18 protein-coding genes are annotated in these 26,009 nt (G+C 56.9%); 8 read left to right on the forward strand and 10 right to left on the reverse strand.

Annotated elements, in window-relative coordinates; all coding sequences use genetic code 11:
* Positions 1 to 35 precede the first annotated feature (35 nt).
* From ACMYSN_RS22580 to ACMYSN_RS22590, 3 genes are all read left to right on the forward strand, one after another.
* Entirely contained in the window at positions 36 to 755 is a 720-nt protein-coding gene (locus ACMYSN_RS22580) for an SDR family NAD(P)-dependent oxidoreductase (protein WP_462496228.1), read from the forward strand.
* Between the two features lie 221 nt (positions 756 to 976).
* Positions 977 to 1,651: a transcriptional regulator TctD gene (gene tctD, locus ACMYSN_RS22585; RefSeq protein WP_123755524.1), complete on the forward strand. Its 675-nt coding sequence runs from the start codon at positions 977 to 979 to the stop codon at positions 1,649 to 1,651.
* Entirely contained in the window at positions 1,638 to 3,077 is a 1,440-nt protein-coding gene (locus tag ACMYSN_RS22590; protein ID WP_462496229.1) for a sensor histidine kinase, read from the forward strand. Before tctD ends, ACMYSN_RS22590 begins: the two co-directional genes overlap by 14 nt.
* On the opposite strand, the gene nudI is transcribed toward ACMYSN_RS22590, so the two are convergent.
* A complete protein-coding gene (gene nudI / locus ACMYSN_RS22595) occupies positions 3,054 to 3,479 on the reverse strand; it encodes a nucleoside triphosphatase NudI (protein WP_462496230.1) in 426 nt (141 codons plus the stop codon). The two genes, ACMYSN_RS22590 and nudI, sit on opposite strands and share 24 nt — an antisense overlap.
* Before the next feature lie 231 nt (positions 3,480 to 3,710).
* On the opposite strand from nudI, the gene ACMYSN_RS22600 reads away from it, so the two are divergent.
* Both ACMYSN_RS22600 and ACMYSN_RS22605 read left to right on the forward strand, forming a co-directional pair.
* On the forward strand, positions 3,711 to 4,253 hold the full coding sequence (locus tag ACMYSN_RS22600; protein ID WP_123755210.1) for a YfaZ family outer membrane protein: 543 nt from the start codon (positions 3,711 to 3,713) through the stop codon (positions 4,251 to 4,253).
* Positions 4,254 to 4,351: 98 nt separating this feature from the next.
* Positions 4,352 to 5,551 carry a competence/damage-inducible protein A gene (locus ACMYSN_RS22605; protein ID WP_462496231.1) on the forward strand — a complete coding sequence of 400 codons (1,200 nt, stop codon included), beginning with the start codon at positions 4,352 to 4,354 and terminating at the stop codon, positions 5,549 to 5,551.
* Between the two features lie 7 nt (positions 5,552 to 5,558).
* Here ACMYSN_RS22605 and glpC read toward each other — a convergent pair whose 3' ends face one another.
* From glpC to glpA, 3 genes are read right to left on the reverse strand one after another with little or no spacing between them, the layout of a single operon-like run.
* Positions 5,559 to 6,746 carry an anaerobic glycerol-3-phosphate dehydrogenase subunit GlpC gene (gene glpC, locus ACMYSN_RS22610; RefSeq protein ID WP_462496232.1) on the reverse strand — a complete coding sequence of 396 codons (1,188 nt, stop codon included), beginning with the start codon at positions 6,744 to 6,746 and terminating at the stop codon, positions 5,559 to 5,561.
* Positions 6,743 to 8,002, reverse strand: coding sequence for an anaerobic glycerol-3-phosphate dehydrogenase subunit B (glpB, locus tag ACMYSN_RS22615; RefSeq protein ID WP_462496233.1), 1,260 nt, complete (start codon positions 8,000 to 8,002; stop codon positions 6,743 to 6,745). Before glpB ends, glpC begins: the two co-directional genes overlap by 4 nt.
* Positions 7,992 to 9,614, reverse strand: a complete 1,623-nt coding sequence (glpA, locus tag ACMYSN_RS22620) for an anaerobic glycerol-3-phosphate dehydrogenase subunit A (RefSeq protein WP_462496234.1) — start codon at positions 9,612 to 9,614, stop codon at positions 7,992 to 7,994. The genes glpB and glpA overlap by 11 nt, the downstream gene beginning before the upstream one ends.
* A gap of 273 nt (positions 9,615 to 9,887) precedes the next feature.
* Between glpA and glpT the strand changes: the two genes are divergently transcribed.
* Positions 9,888 to 11,234 carry a glycerol-3-phosphate transporter gene (gene glpT / locus ACMYSN_RS22625; protein ID WP_462496235.1) on the forward strand — a complete coding sequence of 449 codons (1,347 nt, stop codon included), beginning with the start codon at positions 9,888 to 9,890 and terminating at the stop codon, positions 11,232 to 11,234.
* Positions 11,235 to 11,305: 71 nt separating this feature from the next.
* On the opposite strand, the gene yfaE is transcribed toward glpT, so the two are convergent.
* The 4 genes from yfaE to ubiG all read right to left on the reverse strand — a co-directional run bounded on the left by yfaE (position 11,306) and on the right by ubiG (position 16,162).
* Positions 11,306 to 11,560 (reverse strand): ferredoxin-like diferric-tyrosyl radical cofactor maintenance protein YfaE, encoded by a 255-nt coding sequence (gene yfaE, locus ACMYSN_RS22630; RefSeq protein WP_462496236.1) that lies wholly within the window; start codon positions 11,558 to 11,560, stop codon positions 11,306 to 11,308.
* The gene (gene nrdB / locus ACMYSN_RS22635; RefSeq protein ID WP_462496237.1) at positions 11,560 to 12,690 is read right to left on the reverse strand and encodes a ribonucleotide-diphosphate reductase subunit beta; all 1,131 of its coding nucleotides are present in this window, start codon (positions 12,688 to 12,690) and stop codon (positions 11,560 to 11,562) included. The genes yfaE and nrdB overlap by 1 nt, the downstream gene beginning before the upstream one ends.
* Positions 12,691 to 12,790: 100 nt before the next feature.
* Positions 12,791 to 15,076: a ribonucleoside-diphosphate reductase subunit alpha gene (gene nrdA, locus ACMYSN_RS22640; protein ID WP_462496238.1), complete on the reverse strand. Its 2,286-nt coding sequence runs from the start codon at positions 15,074 to 15,076 to the stop codon at positions 12,791 to 12,793.
* A gap of 357 nt (positions 15,077 to 15,433) precedes the next feature.
* Positions 15,434 to 16,162, reverse strand: a complete 729-nt coding sequence (gene ubiG / locus ACMYSN_RS22645) for a bifunctional 2-polyprenyl-6-hydroxyphenol methylase/3-demethylubiquinol 3-O-methyltransferase UbiG (protein WP_462496239.1) — start codon at positions 16,160 to 16,162, stop codon at positions 15,434 to 15,436.
* Positions 16,163 to 16,344: 182 nt separating this feature from the next.
* On the opposite strand from ubiG, the gene gyrA reads away from it, so the two are divergent.
* Entirely contained in the window at positions 16,345 to 18,984 is a 2,640-nt protein-coding gene (gene gyrA / locus ACMYSN_RS22650; protein ID WP_462496240.1) for a DNA topoisomerase (ATP-hydrolyzing) subunit A, read from the forward strand.
* 169 nt (positions 18,985 to 19,153) lie between these two features.
* On the forward strand, positions 19,154 to 22,000 hold the full coding sequence (gene rcsC, locus ACMYSN_RS22655) for a two-component system sensor histidine kinase RcsC (RefSeq protein WP_462496241.1): 2,847 nt from the start codon (positions 19,154 to 19,156) through the stop codon (positions 21,998 to 22,000).
* Between the two features lie 96 nt (positions 22,001 to 22,096).
* Here the strand turns inward: rcsC and rcsB are convergent, their stop codons facing one another.
* Entirely contained in the window at positions 22,097 to 22,747 is a 651-nt protein-coding gene (gene rcsB / locus ACMYSN_RS22660; protein WP_123755198.1) for a response regulator transcription factor RcsB, read from the reverse strand.
* Between the two features lie 15 nt (positions 22,748 to 22,762).
* The gene (gene rcsD / locus ACMYSN_RS22665) at positions 22,763 to 25,420 is read right to left on the reverse strand and encodes a phosphotransferase RcsD (RefSeq protein WP_462496242.1); all 2,658 of its coding nucleotides are present in this window, start codon (positions 25,418 to 25,420) and stop codon (positions 22,763 to 22,765) included.
* Between the last annotated feature and the right edge of the window lie 589 nt (positions 25,421 to 26,009).

The following is a 26,009-nucleotide window of genomic DNA, read 5'->3' on the forward strand; positions in this document are numbered from 1 at the left end:
CAACGTTGTAGTTGGAATTTAAAAGAGGAGTACCTATGAAGCACACTATTCTGATTTGCGGTTATGGCCCAGGTATCTCCCAGGCCGTCGCCCGCCGCTTTGGTCACGCGGGGCACCCCGTGGCGCTGATTGCCCGCAACGCCGGGCGCCTGACTCAGGCCGTGGAGGCGCTGGCTGAAGAGGGGATTGAGGCGCACGCCTTTCCTGCCGACCTGAGCGATCTGCAAGCCACGGGGCGCGTCATTGCCCAGGTGAGTGGCACGCTCGGGCCAATCGGCATTCTGCACTGGAACGCCTTTGTCGATGTCGACGGTGATCTGCTGAGCACCGCGCTGTCCAATCTGAGCCTGAGTTTTCATCTACGGGTGACCGGCTTTATCGCCGCGGTTCAGGCGAGCCTGGAGGATCTGAGCTCCCTGCAAGGCAGCGTGCTGGTGACCAGCGGGATTATGGCGCTGGACGATCCGCTTATCGATGCCTTCGCGACCGATTACGCCGCGCTGGCGATCGGCGTGGCGGCGCAGCACAAGGCCACCGGTATCCTCAGCAGCACCCTGGCAGCACGCGGCGTGCATGTTGGCGAGGTCATTGTGAATGGCTTTGTTGAAGGTACGCCTGGCGGCACGGGCAAAAGCAATACCGTCGCGCCGGCGGAGATTGCTGCGCGATTCTGGGAACTGCATACCGTACGCCAGACGCACTCGGTGATCCTCGGGAACGGGGTAGCGCTTTCGCAGGCGGCCTGTTACCGCTAATCGTCATGCTGCCCAGAGTCTGTCCGGCAGTAGCGCGGTTTTATGTTAGGCCGCTTGCAATTACGTCGGGCAAATGTTGCAAGTCTGTTGCATTTTGACATGCTCAATTTTCTGCTCGTTCCGCTAACCGTGTATTGCGGGTTAGCCTGCGGATCGGCAGCAGGAAAGAAATGGCATTGAAATAGCATTTATTTCAATACAAACATGGAGATATGTTAAAAATGCGCCTCTTATTAGCCGAGGATAACCGCGAGCTGGCCCACTGGCTGGAAAAAGCGTTAGTGCAGGGCGGGTTTGCCGTGGACTGCGTTTTCGATGGCCGGGCGGCAGACCATCTGCTGCAAAGTGAAAAGTACGCGCTGGCGGTGCTGGATATCGGCATGCCTGGGCTGGACGGTCTGGAGGTGGTTCAGCGGCTGCGCAAACGCGGGCAGACGCTGCCGGTGCTGCTGCTGACGGCCCGCAGCGCCGTGGCGGATCGGGTGAAAGGGCTGAACGTCGGCGCCGATGATTATCTGCCGAAACCCTTTGAGCTGGAGGAGCTGGACGCCCGGCTGCGGGCGCTGCTGCGGCGCAGCGAAGGGCAGGTGCATGAAGTTCAGCAGCTTGGCGAGCTGGAGTACCGCGATGAGGGCTATTTTTTACTGCGCGGTGAGATGCTGTCGCTGACGCCCCGCGAGCAGGCGCTGCTGACGGTGCTGATGTTTCGCCGCCTGCGTCCCGTCTCGCGCCAGCAGCTGTTTGAACAGGTCTTCAGCCTCAACGACGAAGTCAGCCCTGAAAGTATCGAACTCTATATTCACCGTTTGCGTAAAAAACTGCAGGACAGCAACGTGCGGATCACCACTCTGCGGGGCCTGGGGTATGTGCTGGAGTGCGGGAATGAAGTGGCATAAACCGCAGTCGTTGTTTGCCCAGCTGTTGCTGTTTCTCGGCCTGCCGCTGGTGCTCTTATGGGGGCTATCCGCCTTTAACAGCTACGTCAGCGCGCTGCAGGCGGCGACGCAGGCCTACGACCGGACCTTGCTCTCTTCCGCCCGCACCGTGGCCGAGCGGCTGGTGGTGCGCCATGGCAAGCTCGAGGTCAACGTGCCGTGGGTGGTGCTGGACAGCTTCGAGCTCAACATGAACGATCGTCTGTACTACAAGGTGGTCGATCCCCAAGGGAAGGTGATTTCCGGGTTTGACGATTTGCCCGCCATGCCGCCCTCCACGTCGCGCACTCAGCTCTATCCGGCCTTAGCCTGGTTTTATCACACCGAGTATCGCGGCCAGGCGATACGAGTGGCGCGCCTGTTACAGCCGGTGAACGAAGGTGGGATCGTCGGCATGGCGGAAATCTACATCGCAGAGACGCTGCAGTCGCGGCGATGGCTGGCCGGGCAGCTGCTGTTCTCGTCGTGGGTATCCCAGGGACTGCTGGTGCTGTTGACTCTGGTGTTGACCGGCTGGCTGCTGCGGCGGGTGCTGCGCCCGATGCGTCAGCTGTCGGCGCTGATGGTACGCCGTGAACCCGGCCTGCTGACGCCGCTGCCGGAGCTACTACCATGGTCAGAAACCCGACTGCTGATCGTGGCCTTCAACCGCTACATTGACCGCCTGCGGGTGATGATCTCGCGCCAGGAGCGGTTCAGTGCCGACGCTTCCCATCAACTCAAGACTCCGCTGGCGGTCTTAAAAACCCAGGCCTCGGTTGCCTTAGCCAGCGATGATCCGCAGCTGTGGCGCGAAAGCCTGCAGGCCATGCGCACCACGCTGGATGGTACGATCCTGCTGACGGAGCGGCTGTTACAGCTGGCGAGCGTGAAGCGCAAAGAGCAGGGAGAGCGGGCCTTTGCGGTTGTCGATCTGCATGAGATTGCGCAGAACAGCTGTTTTTCTCGGATCCCGCAGGCGAGAAGCAAACATATCGATCTCGGCTACGAAGGGGAGCAGGCGGCGGTGCTGATTGAGGGCGATGGCGTCCTGCTCGGCGAGCTGTGCGCGAACCTGCTCGACAACGCCATTCGCTATACTCCCGCCAACGGCACCGTGACCCTGAGCCTGCGCGATGAGGGAAACAGCGTGGTGATGACCATCGAAGATAGCGGTCCGGGGATTGACGACAGCCAGGTTGAGCAGGCGCTGCTGCCGTTTCATCGTCTGGAGAACGTCGGCGATAACCCTGGTGCCGGCATCGGGCTGGCGCTGGTTAACGATATCGCGCGCCTGCACCGCAGCCATCCGCAGCTGCAGCGCAGCGAAACGCTGGGGGGCCTCAAGGTCAGCCTGCGCTTTCTGAGCGCGGCGTCGAAGCGATCAGAGCAGCCCTTTCAGAGTTAAGGTTTTGCGGGTGGCGACGTTCAGGTCATACAGGGGTAAATCCTGCGGCTTAACCCACGCGTACTCCTGGAATTCCTCGTTGATGGTGACGTCGCGATTGGCGCTGATGCAGTCGAAGATCAGATAGATCATATAAATCTCTTCCTGATGGCCATCGGCAAAGGTTTTCACCCGGACGTCGTCGCTGAAGGTCCACGGGGTAATGCTCACCAGTTGCAGGGCCTCTCCCAGCTCTTCGCGGACCTCTCTGCGCAGCGCCTCTTCGATACGTTCCCCGGGCTCCACGCCGCCGCCGGACAGCGCCCATTGACCGGGGAATACGCCGCGATCGTCCGCCATTTTGCACAACAGATAGTGCCCTTCATGTTGGATCAACGGGCAGACGATAGTTCTTTGGCGCATGGCAGTCTCCTTGAGGTAATGGCCAGAAAAATGACCTGAAGGTGCAGTGTGCGAGCCGCTTACCTAAATCGCAAGCTTCATTGCGACCCTGTTGGCTATCCTGGCGGAAGCAACTGGTTACAATCACGATGGTAAAGGTTGTTTTAGTGGATTGATTCCTTTGCGATCGGCAGTACAATTCTGCGGTTTTTGGGACTTTTTTTGATTCTTGTTTACTGGATAGAGTAAAAAATGAAAAAGCGCGTTTTATTAGGTCTGGCTGGTGTGATGTTCGTTTCCACTGCGGCACATGCGATCAGCGTGACCGGCGAAGCCGGTGAGCATTTCACCAACCTCGGCGTCGGTTTCGGTACCGAATCCGCAGGTCTGGCAGTAACCGGCAACTGGATGCATAGCGATAACGATGGCGATGCAGCCGGTCTGGGCCTCGGCCTGAATATCCCGCTGGGGCCATTCCTGGCAACGGTTGGCGGCAAAGGGGTTTATACCAATCCGAAGAGCGGCGATGAAGGCTATGCTGCGGCGGTTGGCGGCGGCCTGCAGTGGAAAATTGGCGACAGCTTCCGTCTGTTCGGCGATTACTACTACTCCCCGGACTCTCTCTCCAGCGGCATCCAGAGCTATCAGGAAGCTAACGTTGGCGGGAGCTGGACCGTCATGCGTCCGCTGAGCATCACCGCCGGTTATCGCTACCTGACCCTCGAAGGCAAAGACGGCAACAAAGATAATACGATTGCCGATGGTCCGTACGTCGGCGTCAGCGCCAGCTTCTGATTATCTCCCCCGGCGCGGTTTCTTCCGCGCCGTATTCCTGTCTACTCCGCCCGCACCTTACGCTATAGTGTTCCTTCTGGCAGGCAAGGAGTACAAAAATGATAAATGTGGAAATGCTCTCTACCGGCGATGAAGTGTTGCACGGACAAATTGTCGACACCAACGCCGCGTGGCTGGCTGACTTTTTTTTCAATCAGGGATTACCATTAACGCGTCGTAACACCGTCGGGGACGATCTCGATGCGCTGGTTGCGGTGCTGCGCGAACGAAGTGAACACGCCGATGTGCTGATCGTCAATGGCGGCCTCGGGCCGACCAGCGATGACCTGAGCGCGCTGGCGGCGGCTACCGCAAAAGGGGAAGGGCTGATTCTGCACGCCGGATGGCTGGAGACGATGACGCGCTTTTTTGCTGAACGCGGGCGCCCGATGGTAGACAGCAACCGCAAGCAGGCGGAAATTCCCGCCAGCGCCGAGATGATCAACAACCCGGTTGGCACGGCCTGCGGTTTTGCCGTACAGCTCAACCGCTGTCTGATGTTTTTCACCCCCGGCGTGCCGTCGGAATTTAAAGTGATGGTCGAACAGGAAATTTTACCGCGACTGCGCAGCCGTTTCTCTCTCACTGAACCCCCATTGTGCCTGCGTCTGACCACCTTCGGGCGTTCGGAAAGCGAGCTGGCGCAAAGCCTCAATCCGCTGACGTTGCCCGATGGGGTGGTGATGGGCTATCGCTCGTCGATGCCGATCATCGAACTGAAGCTGACCGGCCCGGCAGCCCAGCGCGAGGCGATGCTGGCGCTGTGGCCGGAAGTGAAAAAGGTCGCCGGGGAGAGCATGATCTTCGAGGGGACGGAAGGGCTGCCCGCGCAGATCGCACGCTGTTTGCAGGAGCGTCAGCTCAGCCTGACCCTGAGCGAGCAGTTTACCGGCGGCTTGCTGGCGCTGCAGCTTTCCCGGGCCAGTGCGCCGCTGCTGGCCAGCGAAGTGGTACCGTCGCAGGACGAGTCGCTCGCACAATCTGCTCGCTGGACTGCAGAGCGTCGGGTGAACCATTTTGCCGGCCTGGCGCTGGCAATCGGTGGTCAGGAGGCCGATCACCTGAATATCGTCCTTTCGACGCCGGACGGCACCCATGCGCTACGGGTTAAATTCAGCGTCACCCGCTACAGTGTGCCGGTTCGCCAGGAAGTGTGCGCGATGATGGCCCTGAATATGCTGTGCCGCTGGTTGAACGGTCTGCCGGTCGCCGCTGAGCATGGCTGGATCAACGTCGTGGAGACGCTGTTCGTCGAGTGACCCTCCCTCACGCAGGCGCGTCCAACGCCTGCGCCAGTAACGTAATCGGATGTTCACAGCGTTTGCTGGTGGACATCTCGATTTGCCATTTGCAGGTTTCACAATCGGTGACCACCAGATCAGCGCCGCTGTGCTCAATATGCTGGAACAGCGGGGCGCCGATGGCCTGCGACGCGTCGTAGTTTTCCGACTTAAATCCGTAGGTGCCGGCGATCCCGCAGCACTGAGACTCCAGTACTTCCAGCTGTAGCCCGGGGATCTGCCGTAACAGTTCCAGGGTATACAGCGACCAGCCCATCTTTTCCATATGACACGGGGTGTGGTAGACCACCTTCAGCGGCAGCGAGCGCAGCGGCAAGGGGCGTCCGGCATCGAGCTGGCGCCAGACCCAGCGGGTTGCCAGCTCAACCCGATCGCGAACGTCGTGGTTATCAACGTCCAGCAGATGCGGATACTCGTCGCGCAAGGTGAACGTGCAGGTTGATGAGGTGGCGATGACCGGCAGCGCTTTTTCGCGGATGGCGGCGACGTTGCTCAGCGCCTGTCGGCGGGCTTTGTCGACAAAACCGTTGGCGATAAGCGGCACCCCGCAGCACTTCTCGCGGTTCAGCAACTGCACCCCGGTGCCCATGGCGTTGAGGACGCGGAGCAGGTCGAGCCCGAGCTGCGGGTGGTTGTAGTTGACGTAGCAGCCGTGGAAGAACGCCACCTGTTCACTGAACTGTGCCTGTTTCTGCGCCTGCTGGCGGTAGGCGCGTCGAAAAGTACCAAAGCCATATTTTGGCAGCGTGCGGCGATGGTCTATTTTTAGCGCAACATCCAGCAGTCGGCGAACCGGTTTGAGCCCGGTGGTGGCGTTGACCAGCGGGGCAAACGGGGTGGAAAGGGTGCCCATCAGGTCGGTATGGCTGAGGATCGCATCGCGCAGCGTCGGTTTTTGCTGGCTGTACCGGGCGCGGGCGCGCTGGATAATATCGCCAATCTTGACATCCGAGGGGCAGGCGACTTCGCAGCGCTTGCAGTTGATACAATATTTTAAGGCCTCGTCATACAGCGCACCATCCTTCAGCCGCAGGCGCTCGCCGTCCGGCCCCGCCTGTTTCGGGCCAGGATAGCGGGGATTGACCCGGCTGACCGGACAGCTAGTGGTACAAACCGTACATTTGATGCAGCTCTCAAAGCGGGTATCGTTCATGCGGCACCTCCGGCAAGCTCGTGAATCTGTCGGGCGACGTGCAGGGCGGTCACTGCACACACTCCGCCGCCGCACCCCAGTTGAATCGGGTCGAAACCGCCCAGCAGCGAGCCAATAGCAAACAGATTGTGTAGCGGCTGGCCGTCGAGCTGCGGGCGCAGCATCGCGTCGGTGATCAGGCCGAAGCGTTGCCAGGGCTGAGAGGCGAAGAAGTCGCGCTGATACCAGTTCTCACGCCCGGCGATCTGCTGCAGGTCGAGGCCGAGAATCGGCTCCCGGACCAGGTTTTTGTCGGCGACTAAGCCATTGCTGAAGAAACTGCCGCTGGCCAGCACCACGTAGCGCGGGCGCAGCGACACATCGCCGTGCTGACGCGTCCAGACGGCGGTCACTTGCCCGGCCTGATGGCTGATGCGCGTGACTTCGTCTCCCGCCAGCCAGGTGCCGCCAGTGGCAATAAAACGGCGCTGCAGCTGATTGTGCAGACGCATGCCCGGCACCGAAGGTGGCAAGGTGGGCAGCAGGCGCAGCGGGCAGGGAAGCTGCTCCTGTAGCCAGCGGTACAGCCCGGCATCTTTCAGGCCGAAACAGGCGGGCAGGATCAGCAGCTCGTGGCACTGCGCCAGCGGGCGTAATGCGGCCAGCAGCGCCGGCCAGTGGCGCTCGTCGTCGAGCACCCTCGCGATATTGACGGCGCGAAATTCGCTGGGGTTATCGCGCAGAACATCCAGCATCGTTAAGGCGATCTCCGTCGCGGTGGCGTTCACGCCCTGCTGGCTGAGCGATGCGGCGGCCAGGTGCGGCTGGAAGTCGGCGAAGCCCTCTATGCCGACCACCCCCACACGGCCTGCGGGCAGCGGAGCGACCGGGACCTCCAGCGGGGAGAGCCACGCCGGACGCAGGGTGCCCAGCGGCGTCACGCGTAAATGCGGCTGGTGCGCGTCGCCCTGCATCGCAATGCCGCTGGCGGCCAGCAGCGCTTCGGTCCGGGCGGCGCAGCGCATGACCTGCTCTGCGCCGAGTCGGGCATAAGGATGCGCGGGAAGCTGTTCGGCCAGGCGGGCAATGCCCTGGGCCACATCGGTTACGCGTTCGCCATCGGGAAGGGCGCTGAGCAAATCCAGCGACGCGGAGGAAAAGTGCAGCGCGCTCTGGCCCCGGCTGACGATCAGGCATCGCTGACCGTATTGATTGAGGGCCAGCCCACAGAGCAGCCCGGCCAGTCCACCGCCGATAATCACGCAATCAAATTTCATCCTGATGCTCCTGTTGCAGCCCGCACAGTCCGAGGTAGACCCAGCGGGTGAATTCACTTTCCCGCAGCGCATTGCCCCAGGCGACCGGCTGCACGCCTTTCCAGCGTTCGTTTAAAAATTCAGAGAGCTGGGTCAACGACTGTGCCGGGGTGGTGATATCGAAGCGTTGCAGCAGTCCGGCGGCCCGGCAGGCGCACAGCTCTCCCTGGCAGGTGCCCATGCCGATACGCGTGCGGCGGCGTAAATCGAGCAGGCTGTTGACCGCTAAATTTTCGACGGCGTACTGCACTTCACCGGCGGTGACCATTTCGCATTCGCAGATCAGGCTGCGGTGCTGGCGGGTATCGCCCAGCCAGGCCGGAGTGCGGTCGCCGTGGCGATAGAGGGCGGAGCCGCGCAGCGGTGCGGGGAGCGAGATGATTTTCTTCACCGTCACCTCCGGTGCTTCTGCGGAGCCGGGCAGCGGGGTCTCGGCGGTGGTGCAGGCAACCTGATGGTCGAGCTTGCGGCACACCGCATCCGTCGCCCATTCCGCCATCAGGCGATAGGTCATCAGCTTGCCGCCGGTGATGGTGATAAACCCCTCCATGCCGTCGCGGGCAGCGTGATCGAGCAGCACAATGCCGCGGCTGACGCTGCGCCCGCTGGGGTCATTATCGTTCGCCACCAGGGGACGCACGCCTGAGTAGGCGCGCAGCACCCGGGTACGGCCGAGGACCGGGGCCAGCTTTTCCCCTTCGCGCAGCAGAATGTCGACCTCGGCCGCGGTGACCCGGTTGTCATCAATCTCATGGTCGTCGATATGCACCGAGGTGGTGCCAATCAGCGAAATGGTATCCCCGGGCACCAGAATATCGGCATCGGCGGGCTGGCGGCAGCGGTTGATAACCTGGCGGTTAATACGGTGGTCGAGGATCAGCAGCGATCCCTTGGCCGGGAACATCGCTACCCGCAGATCGGCATATTCGGCGATCCGCTGCCCCCAGATCCCGGCGGCATTGACAACCACGCGGGCGTGCAGCGTGCGGCTTTCGCACTGTTGGGTGTCGTAGTAGGTCACGCCGCTGACGCGTGCGCCCTGGCGGATAAGCCCGGTAATTTCGCAGCCGGTCAGAATGGTGGCGCCATGCTCTCGGGCATCCAGCATATTGGCGGCGCACAGGCGAAAGGGGTCGATAGTGCCGTCGGGCACCTGCACGGCGCCGAGCAGTGCCGGGTTGACGGTGGGCTCCATGCGGCGCGCGTCTTCCGGCGACAGCTGGCGGGTGTCAATGCCGGCCTGCTGGCAGGCGTTGATAAAGGTTTGCTGCCACCCGAGGTCGTCCTCGGGAAGGGTAATAAACAGCCCGTTGGTGGGTTCAACGCAGTGGCGGGCGATGCGGCGCAGGATCCGGTTTTCGCTGATGCACTCCCTTGCCGATTCACTATCGGTCACCGCGTAACGGGCGCCGCTGTGCAGTAGCCCATGGTTACGCCCGGTCGCGCCGGTGGCAATATCGTGACGTTCAACCAGCGTCACCTGCAGCCCGCGGAGTGCACAGTCTCTCGCGATCCCTGCGCCCGTTGCGCCACCGCCGATGACGATGACATCACACTCACGGATTTCGGCCATCTTTCGATCCCTCTACTTTCGTTTAACGCCATTTAGCCATACAAAGCTTATGGTTTGTTTGATTTCGAGCATATTCGAGCATAATTTGCTCGGGATATGTGATTTTATGCTCAAAATGGAATGTTCTGTCATATTTTTGTAACAAAGCGTGCGATGTTTCACAGTATCCGGGTCGGGCTTTGCCTACCATCCCGCCACATCAGAAGTGAGTGATTAGATTAGATTTTTCTTATCGAACTCATCAGCAGAGAAACCATGGCCACGGAGGCTGTTATGTTAACTATTTTTAAACCCGCGCCACATAAAGCGCGCTTACCGGCGGCGGAGATCGACCCGATGTACCGCCGCCTGCGCTGGCAGATTTTCATCGGTATCTTCTTTGGCTATGCGGCTTACTATCTGGTTCGTAAGAACTTTGCGCTGGCAATGCCCTATCTGGTCGAACAGGGCTTTTCGCGCGGCGACCTCGGTTTCGCGCTTTCGGGGATTTCGATTGCCTATGGATTTTCGAAATTCATCATGGGGTCGGTATCCGATCGCTCGAATCCGCGCATTTTCCTGCCGGCGGGTCTGATTCTGGCGGCGCTGGTGATGCTGGTGATGGGCTTCGTCCCGTGGGCCACCTCCAGCATTATGGTGATGTTTGTGCTGCTGTTCCTGTGCGGCTGGTTCCAGGGGATGGGCTGGCCGCCTTGCGGGCGAACCATGGTGCACTGGTGGTCGCAGAAAGAGCGCGGCGGCATTGTGTCGGTGTGGAACTGTGCGCATAACGTCGGCGGTGGGATCCCGCCGCTGCTGTTCCTGCTGGGGATGGCCTGGTTTAACGACTGGCATGCGGCGCTATATATGCCGGCATTTGGCGCGATACTGCTGGCGGTGTTTGCCTTTGCGATGATGCGCGATACCCCGCAATCCTGCGGCTTGCCGCCGATTGAAGAGTATAAAAACGACTACCCGGACGACTACAGCGAACAGCATGAACAGGAGTTGACCGCCAGGCAGATCTTCCGCCAGTACATTATGCCGAACAGGCTGCTGTGGTATATCGCCGTGGCTAACGTGTTCGTTTATCTGCTGCGCTACGGCATCCTTGACTGGTCGCCGACCTACCTGAAAGAGGTGAAGCATTTCGCGTTGGATAAATCGTCCTGGGCCTACTTCCTGTATGAGTATGCCGGGATCCCCGGGACGCTGATTTGCGGCTGGATGTCGGACAAGGTGTTTAAAGGAAATCGTGGGGCGACCGGGGTGTTCTTTATGACGCTGGTGACGATAGCCACCGTGGTTTACTGGCTGAACCCGCCGGGCAATCCAGGGGTTGATATGGCCTGCATGATTGTGATCGGCTTCCTGATCTATGGTCCGGTCATGCTGATTGGTCTGCATGCGCTGGAGCTGGCACCGAAGAAAGCCGCGGGCACCGCTGCCGGCTTTACCGGGCTGTTTGGTTATCTGGGCGGTTCGGTGGCGGCCAGCGCTATCGTTGGCTATACAGTGGACTTCTTCGGCTGGGACGGTGGATTTATGGTGATGATTGGCGGTAGCGTGCTGGCGGTGCTGCTGCTGATCGTGGTGATGATCGGCGAAAAACGTCATCACCAGCAGCTGAAACAGAGTTAATAAAGGACAAAGAAAAAGGGAACGCATGGCGTTCCCTTTATTCCTTCTAGTCCTTCTATTCCTTCCGCTGGTTACATCTCAATTTCGATGTCACCTTGCGCCCGGCAACAGCAGGGCAAAATCTCGCCGGGCTGGATAAACGCCAGCGGTTCGGTCAGCCAGTCTACCTGGCCGGACACCAGTCGCGTGCGGCAGGAGCCGCAATAGCCAGCACGGCACTGATATTCCACGTCGATGTTATGCGATTCCAGCGCGGCCAGCAGGGAAGGGTGTTCATCCTGACACTCAAGGTGAGTGTCAGAAATCTTCAAAAAAATGCGTTTCATCAGAGCTGGAAGTTGCTCAGGTCATCGGCATCAACTTCGGCGTCGATCTGGCCGACCAGATAGGAACTGACTTCGACTTCCTGCGGCGCCACCTGCACGTTGTCGGAGACCAGCCAGGTGTTGATCCATGGGATCGGGTTGGAGCGGGTCTGGAACGGCAGATCGAGCCCGACCGCCTGCATGCGGATGTTGGTGATGTATTCCACGTACTGGCAGAGAATGTCTTTGTTCAGGCCAATCATGGAGCCGTCGCGGAACAGGTAATCCGCCCACTCTTTTTCCTGCTGTGCAGCCAGCACAAACAGGTCATAGCACTCTTGCTTGCACTCTTCGGCGATCACCGCCATCTCCGGGTCATCGACGCCGGAACGCAGCAGGTTCAGCATATGCTGGGTGCCGGTCAGGTGCAGGGCTTCGTCACGGGCGATCAGGCGGATGATTTTAGCGTTGCCTTCCATCAGCTTGCGCTCGGCAAAAGCAAAGGAGCAGGCAAAGCTGACGTAGAAACGGATGGCTTCCAGGGCGTTGACGCTCATCAGGCACAGGTACAGTTTCTTTTTCAGTTCACGCAGGTTAACGGTGATGGTCTGGCCGTTGACGGTGTGCGTGCCTTCACCCAGCAGATGCCAGTAGCTGGTCATCTCGATGAGGGTATCGTAATAGTGGGAAATGCCTTCCGCACGTTTCTGAATCTGCTCGTTGGTGACGATATCGTCAAACACCGTTGCCGGGTCGTTGACGATGTTACGGATGATATGGGTATAGGAGCGCGAGTGGATCGTCTCTGAGAATGCCCAGGTTTCAACCCAGGTTTCCAGCTCCGGAATCGAAATCAGCGGCAGCAGCGCGACGTTCGGGCTACGGCCCTGGATGGAGTCCAGCAGAGTCTGGTATTTCAGGTTGCTGATGAAAATATGTTTTTCGTGATCCGGCAGCGCCTGGTAATCGATACGGTCGCGGGAAACGTCGACCTCTTCAGGACGCCAGAAGAAGGAGAGTTGCTTTTCGATCAGCTTTTCGAAGATGTCATATTTTTGCTGATCGTAGCGGGCGACGTTCACCGACTGACCAAAAAACATCGGCTCAAGTAGCTGATCGTTTTTGGTCTGAGAAAAAGTGGTATATGCCATTAAATGTAGGTCCTGTTGAAATTGTATCGCCCGGCAGCAGGGATGTGCCGGGCTTACAAAACGTCTGGCCGGGTGAGCGTGGCGCGACCCGGCGAGTGTTTTAAATCTTACATGCGCCGCTTTCGCAGCCGTCGTCCTGAATGGATGGCGCCAGATCGTCCTGGGCATCTTCTGCACCATCACGGGTGTTGTGATAGTACAGCGTTTTCACGCCGAATTTATAGGCGTTGAGCAAATCTTTCAGCAGCTGTTGCATCGGCACTTTGCCAGACGGGAAACGCGTCGGGTCATAGTTGGTGTTCGCCGAAATCGACTGGTCGATAAACTTCTGCATGATGCCAACCAGTTGCAGGTAGCCGTCGTTGCTCGGCATTTCCCACAGCAGCTCGTAGTTTGCCTGCAGGGATTCGTAGTCAGGAACCACCTGGCGCAGAATGCCGTCTTTCGACGCTTTAATGCTGACGTGACCGCGCGGTGGCTCAATCCCGTTGGTGGCGTTAGAGATCTGCGAGGAGGTCTCTGACGGCATCAGTGCGGAGAGCGTGGAGTTACGCAGGCCGTGGGTTTTGATCGATTCACGCAATGCTTCCCAGTCGTAATGCAGCGACTCGTTGACGATAGCATCGAGATCCTTTTTATAGGTATCGATCGGCAGGATACCCTGCGCGTAGGTGGTTTCGTTAAACCACGGGCAAGCGCCTTGCTCGATCGCCAGCTCGTTCGACGCCTTCAGCAGGTAGTACTGAATTGCTTCGAAGGTTTTGTGCGTCAGGTTGTTGGCGCTGCCGTCAGAGTAGCGTTTGCCGTGCTTCGCCAGGTAGTAGGCGAAGTTAATCACGCCGATACCCAGAGTACGACGACCCATCGCACCGCGTTTGGCCGCCGGGATCGGGTAGTCCTGATAATCCAGCAGGGCGTCCAGCGCACGAACCGCCAGGACCGCCAGCTCTTCCAGCTCGTCCAGGCTATTGATAACGCCAAGGTTGAAAGCGGACAGGGTACACAGGGCGATTTCGCCGTTTTCGTCGTTGACGTCATCCAGCGGTTTGGTCGGCAGAGCGATTTCCAGACACAGGTTGGACTGGCGCACTGGGGCAACAACCGGGTCAAACGGGCTGTGGGTGTTGCAGTGGTCAACGTTCTGGATGTAGATACGGCCGGTAGAAGCACGTTCCTGCATCATCAGGGAGAACAGTTCAACCGCTTTGATGCGCTGTTTGCGAATGCTGTCGTCTTGTTCGTATTGGGTGTACAGACGCTCGAACTCGTCCTGATCGGCAAAGAAGGCATCGTACAGGCCCGGGACATCAGACGGGCTGAACAGGGTGATGTCGCCGCCTTTCAGCAGACGGGTGTACATCAGCTTGTTGATCTGCACACCGTAGTCCATGTGACGCACGCGGTTGGCGTCGGTACCACGGTTGTTTTTCAGCACCAGCAGGCTTTCGACTTCCAGATGCCACATCGGATAGAACAGCGTTGCAGCCCCGCCGCGAACGCCGCCCTGAGAGCAGGATTTAACCGCGGTCTGGAAATGCTTGTAGAACGGGATACAGCCGGTGTGGAACGCTTCACCGCCGCGAATCGGGCTGCCCAGCGCACGGATGCGACCGGCGTTGATGCCGATACCGGCACGCTGGGAAACGTATTTCACGATCGCGCTGGAGGTGGCGTTGATGGAGTCCAGGCTGTCGCCGCACTCGATCAGTACGCAGGAGCTGAACTGACGGGTCGGGGTACGCACGCCGGACATGATCGGCGTCGGCAGCGAGATTTTAAAGGTGGAGACCGCGTCGTAGAAACGCTTGATGTAATCCAGACGCGTTTCGCGCGGATAGTTGGAGAACAGACAGGCGGCTACCAGGATATAGAGGAACTGGGCGCTCTCGTAAATTTCGCCGGTAACACGGTTCTGGACCAGGTATTTGCCTTCCAGTTGTTTAACCGCGGCATAGGAGAAGCTCATGTCGCGATCGTGGACGATGAACGCGTCCATCTGCTTGAACTCTTCTTCCGTGTAGTCTTCCAGCAGATGCGTGTCGTATTTGCCGTTCTTCACCATCTTAGAGACGTGGTCGAACAGCGCCGGCGGCTCAAACTGGCCGTAGGCTTTTTTACGCAGATGGAAGATGGCCAGGCGAGCGGCGAGATACTGGTAATCCGGTGCATCGCGAGATATCAGGTCCGCGGCGGCCTTGATGATCGTTTCGTGGATATCAGCGGTTTTGATGCCGTCATAGAACTGGATGTGGGAACGCAGTTCTACCTGAGAGATGGAAACGTTATTCAGCCCTTCTGCCGCCCAATCCAGTACGCGATGGATTTTGTCGAGATTGATGCGCTCGGTGCTACCGTCACGCTTTGTCACCAGCAGACTCTGATTCATGTGGATTTTACCTGTCCGTGAGAAAAAATATCCCCCCATTTATCCACAGCACAGCGTTGTGATTAACTCTGTGGATAAATACTATATGTAGGGGGTAGTCGATAAAAGAAACGCTATATGGTGAGTATTTTAGTAAGGATTCTTTTGAGTACAAGGGTTGATTTTGACGTTAATTTGAGGGTGCGGAGGCATAATAATCGCGAAATCCACGCCCCGTAAGGCCTGGCGAAGATGTCAATAAACTGGAAAATAAAAATGAAAATTTGATCGAGTGCTGATTTCTTCAACGGATGCGAAAATTACGCGGCTTGATACCGCGCAATCATCGACTGGTTACCATACGAAATAGTGCTGACGTTATGCGCTTTTTGCGGTTGTATGCAACATATAGTTAACATCTACCCCCGGTGCCAGCTTGAAGGTATTGGTCAGCGGATTGTAATGCAGGCCGGTAATATGCTGCTCTTTGAGAATAGTCTGATCAACCCAACTGATTAGCTCTGCCGGCTTGATGAATTTTTTCACGTCATGGGTGCCTTTGGGCACCATTTTCATCACGTATTCGGCGCCGATCACCGCCATCAACCAGGCTTTACCGTTGCGGTTGATGGTAGAGAAGAAGACCTGGCCGCCGGGTTTGACCAGCCGCGCGCAGGCATGGACCACCGATTGCGGGTCGGGTACGTGCTCCAGCATCTCCATGCAGGTCACCACATCGTACTGCTGGGCATGTTTAGCCGCGTGTTCTTCTACGGTTTCCTGGACATATTCAACCTGAACGCCGCTTTCCAGCGCATGCAGCTTCGCCACCTGCAGAGGTTCAAAGCCCATGTCGAGGCCGGTCACCGTCGCGCCTTCACGCGCCATGCTCTCCGCCAGAATCCCGCCGCCGCAACCGACATCGAGCACTTTTTTGCCAAACAGGCCGCCAGAACGCTGTGCGATATAGCCCAGACGCAGCGGGTTGATGCGGTGTAAAGGCTTGAACTCACCCTCTAAATCCCACCAGCGCGAGGCGACGGCTTCAAATTTAGCGATTTCTTGATGATCAACGTTGTGGGCCACCGGCTGTTTTTCGGCATTCATGGGCGCAATTACTCCTTATCTGTTCAGACTGGCGAGTATATCAGTTGGCTGGCATGAATAAACCGTCTATCCCATCTTGATCCCGAGCGAAAATCATTGGGTATAGGTTTACCCGTATCACCGCGGCTGTGTTATAATTTGCGACCTTTGAATCCGGGACACAGTAGAGGGATAGCGGTTAGATGAGCGACCTTGCGAGAGAAATTACACCGGTCAACATTGAGGAAGAGCTAAAGAGCTCCTATCTGGATTATGCGATGTCGGTCATTGTTGGCCGTGCGCTGCCGGATGTCCGAGATGGCCTGAAACCGGTACACCGTCGCGTGCTTTACGCCATGAACGTATTGGGCAATGACTGGAACAAAGCCTATAAAAAATCTGCCCGTGTCGTGGGTGACGTCATCGGTAAATACCACCCGCATGGTGATACCGCCGTTTATGACACCATCGTACGTATGGCACAGCCATTCTCCCTGCGTTATATGCTGGTCGATGGACAGGGTAACTTCGGTTCTGTCGATGGCGACTCCGCCGCAGCGATGCGTTATACGGAAATCCGTATGTCGAAAATCGCCCACGAGCTGATGGCCGACCTCGAAAAAGAGACGGTTGATTTCGTAGACAACTATGATGGCACGGAGCGCATCCCTGACGTCATGCCGACCAAAATCCCTAACCTGCTGGTAAACGGTTCATCCGGTATCGCAGTCGGGATGGCGACCAATATTCCGCCACACAACCTGACGGAAGTGATCAACGGCTGCCTGGCCTATATCGACGATGAAGACATCTCCGTCGAAGGGCTGATGGAACACATCCCGGGCCCAGACTTCCCGACCGCCGCCATTATTAATGGTCGTCGTGGTATCGAGGAAGCGTACCGTACCGGTCGTGGCAAAATTTATATTCGCGCCCGCGCAGAGGTAGAAACCGACGCCAAAACCGGCCGTGAAACCATCATCGTGCATGAAATTCCGTATCAGGTGAACAAAGCGCGCCTGATCGAGAAAATGGCCGAGCTGGTGAAAGAGAAGCGTCTGGAAGGGATCAGCGCCCTGCGCGATGAGTCTGATAAAGACGGCATGCGCATTGTGATTGAGATCAAGCGTGATGCGGTGGGTGAGGTGGTGCTGAACAACCTGTACTCTCTGACTCAGCTGCAGACCTCTTTCGGCATCAACATGGTTGCACTGCACCATGGTCAGCCGAAGATCATGAACCTGAAAGATATTCTTTCGGCGTTCGTGCGTCACCGCCGTGAAGTGGTAACGCGTCGTACTATTTTTGAACTGCGTAAAGCTCGCGATCGTGCACATATCCTTGAAGCGCTGGCGGTTGCGCTGGCCAACATCGATCCGATTATCGAACTGATTCGCCGCGCGCCGACTCCGGCCGAAGCGAAAGCCGGTCTGGTTGCCCGTTCCTGGGATCTGGGTAACGTCTCCGCCATGCTCGAGCGTGCTGGTGATGATGCCGCGCGTCCGGAGTGGCTGGAGCCAGAGTTTGGCGTGCGTGACGGTCAATACTATCTGACCGAACAGCAGGCACAGGCGATTCTGGATCTGCGCTTGCAGAAACTGACCGGCCTTGAGCATGAAAAACTGCTCGACGAATACAAAGAGCTGCTGGAACAGATTGCTGAGCTGCTGCATATTCTTGGCAGCGCCGACCGTCTGATGGAAGTGATCCGTGAAGAGCTGGAAGCGATGCGCGAACAGTTCGGCGACCAGCGTCGCACTGAGATCACCGCCAACACCGCGGATATCAACATTGAAGATCTGATCAACCAGGAAGATGTGGTGGTCACCCTGTCTCACCAGGGCTATGTGAAGTATCAGCCGCTGACTGACTATGAAGCGCAGCGCCGCGGTGGCAAAGGTAAATCAGCCGCTCGTATTAAAGAAGAAGACTTCATCGACCGCCTGCTGGTGGCCAACACCCACGATACGATCCTCTGCTTCTCCAGCCGTGGTCGTCTCTACTGGATGAAGGTCTATCAACTGCCGGAAGCGAGCCGTGGCGCGCGTGGCCGTCCAATCGTCAACCTGTTGCCGTTGGAAGCCGATGAACGTATTACCGCGATTCTGCCGGTACGCGAATATGAAGAGGGCGTGAACGTCTTTATGGCTACCGCCAGCGGTACCGTCAAGAAAACCGCGCTCACCGAGTTCAGCCGTCCGCGTTCAGCCGGTATCATTGCTGTTAACCTCAATGATGGCGATGAGCTGATTGGCGTTGACCTGACCAACGGTAACGACGAAGCCATGCTGTTCTCTGCGGCCGGTAAAGTGGTGCGCTTTAAAGAAAGCGCAGTGCGTGCCATGGGCCGTACCGCTACCGGCGTTCGCGGCATCAAGCTGGCGGGCGAAGACAAAGTCGTCTCGTTGATTATTCCTCGTGGCGAAGGCGCTATCCTGACCGTGACGCAAAATGGTTACGGTAAGCGTACGGCAGCGGAAGAGTATCCGACGAAGTCGCGTGCGACTCAGGGCGTTATCTCGATCAAAGTGACCGAGCGTAACGGTTCCGTCGTTGGGGCTGTGCAGGTAGATGATTGCGATCAGATCATGATGATCACCGATGCGGGTACCCTGGTGCGTACTCGCGTATCGGAAGTCAGCATCGTCGGTCGTAATACCCAGGGCGTTATTCTGATCCGTACCGCGGAAGATGAAAACGTCGTCGGTCTGCAGCGTGTTGCCGAGCCGGTAGATGACGAAGAGCTGGATGCCATCGATGGCAGCGTAGCGGAAGGCGACGATGAAATCGCGCCAGAAAGCGATGCTGATACTGATGATGACATCGCCGAAGACGAAGAATAATCTTCGGTTGTGATGCCAGAAGGGTCGGGATATCTCCCGGCCCTTTTTGTTTTCCGGTTGTGGTGGGTTGTCGAACGTGAAATCCAGAGAGTATAACGTTGCGACAAGACGTGTTTACCGCTACCTTAACCCCATTCTGTTGAGTCCCTGACGGCCGAGTATCGCCCCATTGAAATATCTTGCCTCTTTTCATACCACCCTGAAGGTTTCGCGCTATTTGTTCAGAGCGCTGGCGGTGCTGCTGTGGATGCTTATCGCTTTCGTTTCAGTGTTCTATATCGTCAATGCCCTGCATGACAGAGAGTCTGAGATCCGTCAGGAATTTAATCTCAATGCCGATCAGGCGCAGCGCTATATCCAGCGTACGGCCGATGTGATTAAAGAGTTGAAATATGTCGCCGGGAACCGGCCGGCAGGCGGTGGCGAGGGTGGTATTTCGCCGTCTGAGAATGGCAACATCGCCATCCCTGATTTCGAACCGCTGTATCCTGATTCCGATTGCGGGACGATGAGCACGACCTGGCGCAACTCCCTGCAATCGCTGGCGTGGTTTATGCGCTACTGGCGCGATAATTTTTCCGCCGCCTATGACCTGAACCGCATCTTTTTGATTGGCAGCGACAATCTGTGTATGGCTAACTTTGGCTTGCGCGAAATGCCGGTGGAGCGAGACCAGGCCTTAAAAGTCCTGCACCAGCGCATCGAACAGTATCGCGATGCCCCGCAAAACGAGCGTGGCAGCAATCTGTTCTGGATAAGCCAGGGCATGCGTCCGGGGATGGGCTATTTTTATGCCTTGACGCCGGTCTACATGGCGAACCGTCTGCAGGCGCTGCTGGGGATTGAGCAAACCATCCGTATGGAGAGCTTCTTTACGCCGGGCAGCCTGCCGATGAGCGTAACGATCCTCGACGATAACGGTCAGCCGATGATCTCCCTTGCCGGGCCGGATAACAAAATCAAGAGCGAAGCCCGCTGGATGCAGGAGCGCATCTGGTTTGGCTATACCGCCGGTTTCCGCGAGCTGGCGATGAAGAAAAGCCTGCCGCCGTCATCATTAAGTATCGTCTATTCGGTGTCGGTCGATCAGGTTCTTGAACGCATCCGGATGCTGATTATTAATGCGGTGATCCTGAACATCCTCACCGGGGCGATCCTCTTCGCGCTGGCACGGATGTATGAGCGGCGGATTTTTATCCCGGCGGAAACCGACGCCCAGCGCCTGGAAGAACACGAGCAGTTTAACCGCAAAATTGTTGCTTCAGCGCCGGTGGGGATCTGCATTCTGCGCACCCTCGACGGTACTAACATTCTGAGTAACGAGCTGGCGCATAACTATCTCAATATGCTGACCCATGAGGATCGACAGCGTTTAACGCAGATAATATGTGGGCAGCAGGTTAACTTCGTTGACGTGTTGACCAGCAATAACACCAATCTGCAAATCAGCTTTGTCCATTCCCGCTATCGCAATGAAAACGTGGCGATCTGCGTGCTGGTCGACGTCAGCGCCCGCGTGAAAATGGAAGAGTCACTGCAGGAGATGGCGCAGGCCGCAGAGCAGGCCAGCCAGTCAAAATCGATGTTCCTCGCGACCGTCAGCCATGAGCTGCGCACGCCGCTGTACGGCATTATCGGTAACCTCGATTTATTACAGACCAAAGAGCTGCCTAAGGGCGTCGATCGCCTGGTCACGGCGATGAATAACTCCTCCAGCCTGTTGCTGAAGATCATCAGCGACATTCTCGATTTCTCGAAAATTGAGTCCGAGCAGCTGAAAATAGAACCGGAAGAGTTCTCGCCCCGTGAGGTGATGAACCATATCTCCGCCAACTATTTGCCGCTGGTGGTGCGCAAGCAGCTCGGGCTGTACTGCTTTATTGAACCCGATGTGCCGCAGTTGATGTCCGGTGACCCGATGCGCCTGCAGCAGGTGATTTCCAACCTTTTAAGCAATGCCATTAAGTTTACCGATACTGGCTGTATCATTCTGCATGTCCAGCGTGCCGGCGACTATCTGCAGATCAGCGTCCGGGACACCGGGGAAGGGATCCCGGCGAAAGAGGTGGTGCGCCTGTTCGATCCGTTCTTCCAGGTGGGGACCGGCGTACAGCGCAACTTCCAGGGCACCGGGCTGGGGCTGGCGATCTGCGAAAAGCTTATCAACATGATGGACGGCGATATTGCCGTCGAGACCGAGCCGGGCATGGGCAGTCGTTTTACCATCCGCATTCCATTATACGGTGTGCAAAACCGCCAGCCGATGAGCGTCGAGGGGCTGGCAGGAAAATGCTGTTGGCTGGCGATTCGCAATACCTCACTGGCGATGTTTGTGGCCTCGCTGCTTAAGTACCACGGCATTCAGGTCTGCGACTATGACGGACAGGCTCCTGGGGTAGATGACATCCTGCTGACCGACGACCAGCCGGATCCGCGCTGGCAGGACGGGGCAACGGTGATTTTCTGCCGCCGTCATATTGGCATTCCGCAAGAGCGAGCTCCGGGCGAATGGCTGCATAGCGTTACAACGCCACATGAGCTGATTCCGCTACTGGGGCATATTTTCCACGTCGCTGTGACCACACCGGAACACGGTCCTGCGCTGGCGGCGCCGGAAACGCACACCGCCAGCAATGACGACATGATGATTCTGGTGGTGGATGACCATCCGATTAACCGCCGACTGCTGGCAGACCAGCTGGGTTCACTGGGGTATCAGTGCGTGACGGCGAACGACGGGGTCGATGCGCTGGCTGTATTGGCTAAACAGCATATCGATATTGTGCTGAGTGATGTCAATATGCCGAATATGGACGGCTACCGTCTGACGCAGCGTATTCGCGAGCTGGGCATGAAGCTACCGGTGATCGGGGTAACGGCCAACGCCCTGGCCGAAGAGAAGCAGCGCTGTCTGGAATCGGGTATGGATAACTGCCTGTCGAAGCCGGTGACCCTCGATATCATCAAGAAGACGTTGGCATTGTATGCCGCCCGGGTACGAAAAGAGAGGGGATAAGCGCCCGATTTTGGGGCGTGGTTTTTGGCGCGTGAAGGCTGGTGGGATTCTTACCCGGAGAAGGCGCGTGGCGCCATCATCCGGGTAGCAGAACAATTACTCTTTGTCGGTGGCGCTCAGCGTCACGGAAGAGAGGTAGTTCAGCAGGGCAATGTCGTTCTCAACGCCCAGCTTCATCATGGCCGATTTTTTCTGGCTGCTGATGGTTTTGATGCTGCGGTTCAGCTTTTTGGCAATCTCGGTCACGAGGAAGCCTTCGGCGAACAGGCGCAGCACTTCGCTTTCTTTCGGCGACAGGCGTTTATCACCGTAACCGCTGGCGCTGATTTTCTCCAGCAGGCGCGCAACGCTTTCCGGGGTGAATTTTTTGCCTTTCTGCAGGGCGGCCAGCGCTTTTGGCAGATCGGTCGGCGCGCCTTGTTTCAGCACGATCCCTTCGATATCCAGATCCAGCACCGCGCTGAGGATCGCCGGGTTGTTGTTCATCGTCAGGACGATGATCGACAGGTCAGGGAAGTGACGCTTGATATATTTGATCAAGGTGATCCCGTCACCGTATTTGTCACCGGGCATCGACAGGTCGGTAATCAGTACGTGGGCGTCTAATTTGGGCAGATTGTTGATCAGTGCAGTCGAATCTTCAAATTCGCCAACAACGTTTACCCACTCGATTTGCTCAAGGGATTTACGAATACCGAACAGTACGATCGGGTGGTCATCGGCAATAATTACGTTCATCGTGTTCATGTATAGGCTACCTTGCTACAGCAAGCTCTTGACGTAGACGTCAATGTCGCTGATATATTTTTCTATGCCTTGCACATCTTTCTCGCGAATCAGATGCTCTAGCGTTTCACATAACTGTTTGCCGGGTATCAGATTAAGCATAGCAAACGCCCCTTTGAGGCGGTGCGCTGTCTGCGCCAGCGCAGCTAAATCGCTGGTTGCCAGTTCAGTATACAGTCTCTGAACATCATCCGGAACCGTGTCGGCAAATAGTGCGTAATAGCCGCTGGCGTGGAGTTCGGCGTTACTTTCGCTTCCAGCAGGGGTGGATTGCTCCTCTTCCTGCGCCAGCTGCTGTTCAATCAGTTGCAGAATCGCTTCCTGCATGGCTGTGCTGATATTAAAGTTGACACACAGTTGTCCTGGGCCAATTTTGCGTATCCCAACCTCATCATCGCTTAAAAGCAAGCCGGAAGCAGTAAGATTAGACGGATTATCTGTTAAAAACAGATCGTATTCTTGACTTGTCAGCCGCTCGTCCGGGGTGATGCAGGTCGCTCCCCAGTTTTCTAGCTGGCGTACCACGATTTTCCGCACTTCCTGGGCGGTAATATCCAGCATCACCACCACATCATCCAGCAGGTGTTCTCCCGCCTCGGCCGCTTCGCCGCTGGCCGGCATTTTGAGATGCAATGAATAGCGGGTGCCCAGCGACTCTCGTGCCTTAATATTCAGCTGACCTCCCAGCTTGCGCGTCAGACGATCGCAGAGCCAGAAGGTGAGGGCGTTGGCTTTGCCATACAGATCGGACTGGGTCTCGTTAAGGAACGGGAAGTGCATGTTGTCGATTTCGTTGCCGGATACGCCGTTGCCGGTATCCAGGATACGGAAGGTCAGCCGGTCGTCGGCCGACTCATCTTTACTCACGTCGAGGGTGATTTTGCCAATTTGCGTGGTGGTCACCGAATATTGAATAAGCATCAACAAGGTGCGGCGCAGCGCGTCACGATCGCCATAACGCTGTTCATTGGCCGGCAGCGCGTTGTTAATCAGCAGCTGTAACCCTTTACGTTTGATCACCGGCAGGACTTCAGGCACCACTTCATCGATCAGTTCCTGAATCGAGAACAGCGCCGACTGGCTTTTCCAGTTGTCGCTCTCCAGCAGATTAGCCAGCTGAATATCATCGACTAACTGCACCAACTGGTCCGCATGTTGCGACAGCCTGCGGCTGTGCTCGATGCCGAGGGCCGCAGCTTCTTCCGCCAGGCTTTGCGCCGGTGCCTTCAGGGCGCTGCCGATATGCGCCATAAATGCCGCGCGACCCTGCTGGTTTTTCTCATACAGACGCTGAGCCTGCTTGAGTTTTTTATTGACCAGAACTTCCCGGTCCTGATCGCGAATAATGAAGATCTGCGTGCGCGGGGCAACCTGGCTGCGATAGAGGCGAATTTCAAACAGCTCGTTGTTGATCGTCGCCTGAATCACCCCCTGATGCTGGTCCGCCATATTGGTAATGTTTTGCAGATTAAGATGCGGCAGCAGGTGATCGGCTATCGGGTTACTGATTATCGTGCGGTTAGTTTCCTGGTCGTGGACCAGCAACCCCAGCGGCAGCAACGAGACAATCTCTTCATTAATGGCGCGTTGGGTGCGTAATTCGCTAGTGGCGGCAGCGGAGACGCCGGTGCCGGTCTGACGCGTGCGGCCGCCATAGTGACGGAAGGTGGTAAAGCCGAACAGGGTTAACGCCAGCAGGCCGATAATCAGCAGCAGCGGTAGCAGAACATTCTGCAGCGATTCCATGATCAAGGTACCGAACGGAACGACCCAAATCAGGCGCATGCCGGTGGTATTGATGCTGGTGGTCATCTCAATTTTGGTGCCGTTAAAGTCGATACTAATGCTATCAGAGACTTCTTTATCTGGACTGGTGGCACTGCTTTGTGCCGGGTCAGGTTCAATCCGGAAATTATCCAGCAGCATGCCGGGCGGTATCAGGTCATTGATCGGTAGATCGAAGGCCACCACGGTCGCCAGGTGTCCCGGCTGGTTAAAGGTGGTGCGCAAGGTGAAATAGTGGCCGTTTTGCCAGGACAGGCGGCGCAGTGACGAAAAGGTTTCTCTCTCGTCGAGGGTGTTGGCCTGCAGCAGCATCTCCGCGCGGCGGGACTCGACGACGCTGGTGATCGTCGACTCTTTAAAGCTGGATGACAGGTCCTTAAGCGGCAGCGTCGACACCAGAATCAGGCTGTTATCCAGGCCGTTGAGGTAGTACATCGACCACGGGATAGTTTCCGCGCCCCACAGGATGTCGAGATAGCTGGAGATTTTTTGCGTCATCTCCAGGGTGGAACTGTCATGGGATCCGAATATCAGCGCTTCGGTTTTGCGCCGCGGTTTTTCCAGGTAATAGACATCCTGCTTCAGGCGCGTTTCCTGTAAACCGTCGCTGGCGGCACTGGTAGAGGTCGCGGCGATATTGTCGTAAATCTGCCAGGTGGCATAACGCCAGCTGTCGATGCGTTTATGTAGCGCATGACTGACGTCGATGACCTGATAACTTTTATCTTTCAGCCAGGTATTGACCGCACTTTGGACCATAACGCCCATCGTCGCCAGCAGGACGATAACCATCAAAATGAAGAAGCGGGTGATGCTGCCAGGCATCAGGGAGAATTTTTTCTGGGTCATCGTGTGGCGAAGCGGCTCATCAATGTGTGTAAGCAGGGCATTGCACCAGGCGGCTGGTAGCAGAGTGAATACTGTAAGCAGTATAAAGGCTAATTTATCAAATCCATACTACAGATTGCCGTTCGTCAACGTTTATACCCTCATCCTTCAAGTTGCCTGGGCGTTGGCTGCACCCGTTCACCCCAGCCACTTACCTGGGTCAGCTCCTGGGGATTTACGGCTTTGCCGCCCACAAGCAACTCGAATTATTTTGGGTACAATCGCGAGAATAATCTTAAAAAATGAACGTCGGTAAGATGTACAGCAATGTTAATATTGTACAATTATTTACGGAATTTCACGGATAAATAGCACTAAATAACAAGAAATTACCATCTTGAGCATTTTCTTATCGGCGAATTGTTTGATTAATAGACGTTATTTTTTTCGGGGATAACACGCGGAAATTCAAGATATGTAAAGAAGGGTAAAAAAAAACCGAATGCAGGGCATCCGGTTCAAATAGGGGTAAACAGACATTCAGAACTGAATGACGGTAATAAATAAAGTTAATGATGATAGCGAGGATTATTCTAGTCGTAAGGGCGGT

Source organism: Klebsiella sp. R445, from assembly GCF_051131755.1.
Taxonomy (GTDB): domain Bacteria; phylum Pseudomonadota; class Gammaproteobacteria; order Enterobacterales; family Enterobacteriaceae; genus Klebsiella; species Klebsiella lignicola.